Source organism: Neisseria sp. P0021.S005 (assembly GCF_051956955.1).
Map to the genome: position 1 here is coordinate 1 of NZ_JBQCWY010000479.1, position 2,327 is coordinate 2,327.

At 51.4% G+C, this 2,327-nt stretch carries 2 protein-coding genes; one reads left to right on the top strand and one right to left on the bottom strand.

Going from position 1 to position 2,327, the window contains the following annotated elements; translation table 11 throughout:
• Positions 1–1,352, bottom strand: a 1,352-nt coding sequence (locus tag ACTHUE_RS15815) for an autotransporter assembly complex protein TamA (protein WP_440423960.1), incomplete at its 3' end; no start/stop codon positions are given.
• 448 nt (positions 1,353–1,800) lie between these two features.
• Here ACTHUE_RS15815 and ACTHUE_RS15820 point away from each other — a divergent pair.
• The coding region (locus ACTHUE_RS15820; RefSeq protein ID WP_440423961.1) for a cation:dicarboxylate symporter family transporter at positions 1,801–2,327 on the top strand (527 nt) is incomplete at its 3' end.

A 2,327-nucleotide genomic window follows, 5' to 3' on the forward strand; every position in this document is an offset into this window, starting at 1 on the left:
CCGATTTTGCCGTCGAGGTAGTAGCCGTTTTGAGGATGCAGCTCGGTTTCGATGCTTTGCCGTTTCCATGAGGCGGTCAGCATGGTGGCATGGCTTCGGCCCAAATCGTAGCTGGTGTCGGGGACTTTGCGGTCTTCGGTAATAAATTCTAGGCCGAAGCGGGCATCGATATTGTTGCGGTCGCGGACATACCAAATGCCGCTGGTCAGGGCGCGTTTTTCAAGGTTTTGCGTGGTCGAGCGGTTGTAGGAAACGTTGCTTGTCCAGTAGTTGCCGCGGTTGTTGCGCGGTTGGCTGATACCGGCGGCCAGCGTGGTCTCGTATTTGTCCATGTCCCAAACGACCGAGCCGATGTAGCCCTTGTTAAAGAGGTTGTAATAGTCGTAGGCGATGCGGCCGCCGATTCCGTATTCGGAGTCGTAGCGGATACCGGTTTCCAGTTTGTGGCGTTTGACTTCGGTCACGTTGATTTTGACGGGAACGCGGTCGCCTTGCAGTTGATCGAAGTCAGCCTGTACGGACGCGCCGGAGTAGTGGCCGTTTTGCTCGAGCGCCTGTTGCAGATCGAGGATTTTGTCCAAGTCGTAAGGCGAACCGGGTTGGAAACGCGCCATGCCGGAAACCACGCTCTCAGGGTAGCGGCGTGTGCCGGTGATTTGGAAATCGCCGAAGTAAATGGGGCGGTTGCTCTCCACGATGACGTTCAAGTCGGCTTTTTGGGTATTGGGATTGATGGTGGCTTGGGTGGTGGTGAGTTTCGCCAAAGGATATTTTTTGCGTGTTACCGCGCTGAGGACGGAGGTTTTACTCGCACTCCAGCCGTCTTGGTCGAAGTTTTCGCCAACGGGCTGTTGCCAGTTTTCCATTGCATTTTGGTAGTATTCGGCCAAGTTGTCGTCATTCAATACGTCGCCGAGGATGGCCACGCTGACGTTGTCGACTTTGGTGCGCGGGCCGGGGGTGACGTTGACGGTATAGCTCTCGCCATGGTCTTGAATATTGACGTTGCTGTTGAAGTAGCCTTTGGTTCGGAGCATGGTTTTGACGTTGTCGGGTGCCTCTTCGGCGAGGAAGCCGACCTGCTCTTTGTCCAGCTCTTCTTCCTGCTGCTGGGTAATCAGCGGCAGGTATTCTTCAAGCATTTCTTTGACTTCGCTGTCTTGGGTGTCGATTTTGACGGGGAATTTGGGCTTGAGTTTGCCTGTTTGGTCGTCTTTGGGCTGCTTGGGCATTTCGGATTCGGGAACGGCCTCGTAGTCTTCCGCTTTGGGAACGGAAGTATCTACTGCCAACGCGTGTCCGTAGGCGAGCGCCAATGATGCAAATAAAACAGGGTAGGTCAGTTTGGTCATGATGTGTGTTCGACAGCGACAATTCTTCAGTTTGGGGATTTTAACATTATTTCTGCAAGCTTTCAGGCTATGGATATAAACGGAAATTTAGCGCGATAACGTTGCAAAATGCGGCTTAAGGGCGGATTTTGGTTTGTTTCTATCTGATTGTAATATTTATGTTTTTGTGTTTTGACTGATGAAGTTGCCTTTATATTCGGCCTTATGGCGCAGATTTCAGGCCGTCTGAAATCAAGATACAGAGGGATAAGGCAACGGTATGGGCATACTTTGAAAGTAGGGTTTGAGCGGGTTTGACCATATTTTTGGCATAAAGTGCCAACTGTGTCATAAATGCTAAACTTTAATGCTGTTTTTGTGAGGTGTGCATGAAAACCTCGCCGACAAATGATTTTTTATTTTAGAATGTAAGACTTTTTTAACATATCTTTAAATTGAAGGAACGGATATGGCAAGTGGCAATCCGCTTTTAAACGCGATCAACAGCGTCAGCCTGGTGGTACAAATCGCCATCGGCTTGGTTTTAGGTATTCTTGTGGGCGCAGTTGCGCCGCAAGTCGGTATCAGCGCAGGACTGCTGGGCAGCCTGTTTGTCGGTGCGCTTAAGGCTATCGCGCCGATTTTGGTATTCGTTTTGGTGACTGCCGCCATTGCGCAACACCAAAAAGGCAATCAGGCCCACATCAAACCGATTTTGATTTTGTATATTTTTGGTACGTTTGCAGCCGCTGTGGTGGCGGTTGTCGCCAGCATGGCATTCCCGACCACGCTGATTCTGCGTACGGCCGGCGATGTGTCCGTTGCGCCGCCTTCCGGCATTATCGAAGTGTTGAAAACGCTGCTGATGAATTTGGTGGCCAACCCGATTAACGCGCTGGCCAATGCCAACTATATCGGCATTTTGGCTTGGGCTTTGGTATTGGGCGCGGCTTTGCGCCATCACGGTTCGGATACGACCCGCCAAGTGGCGGCCGA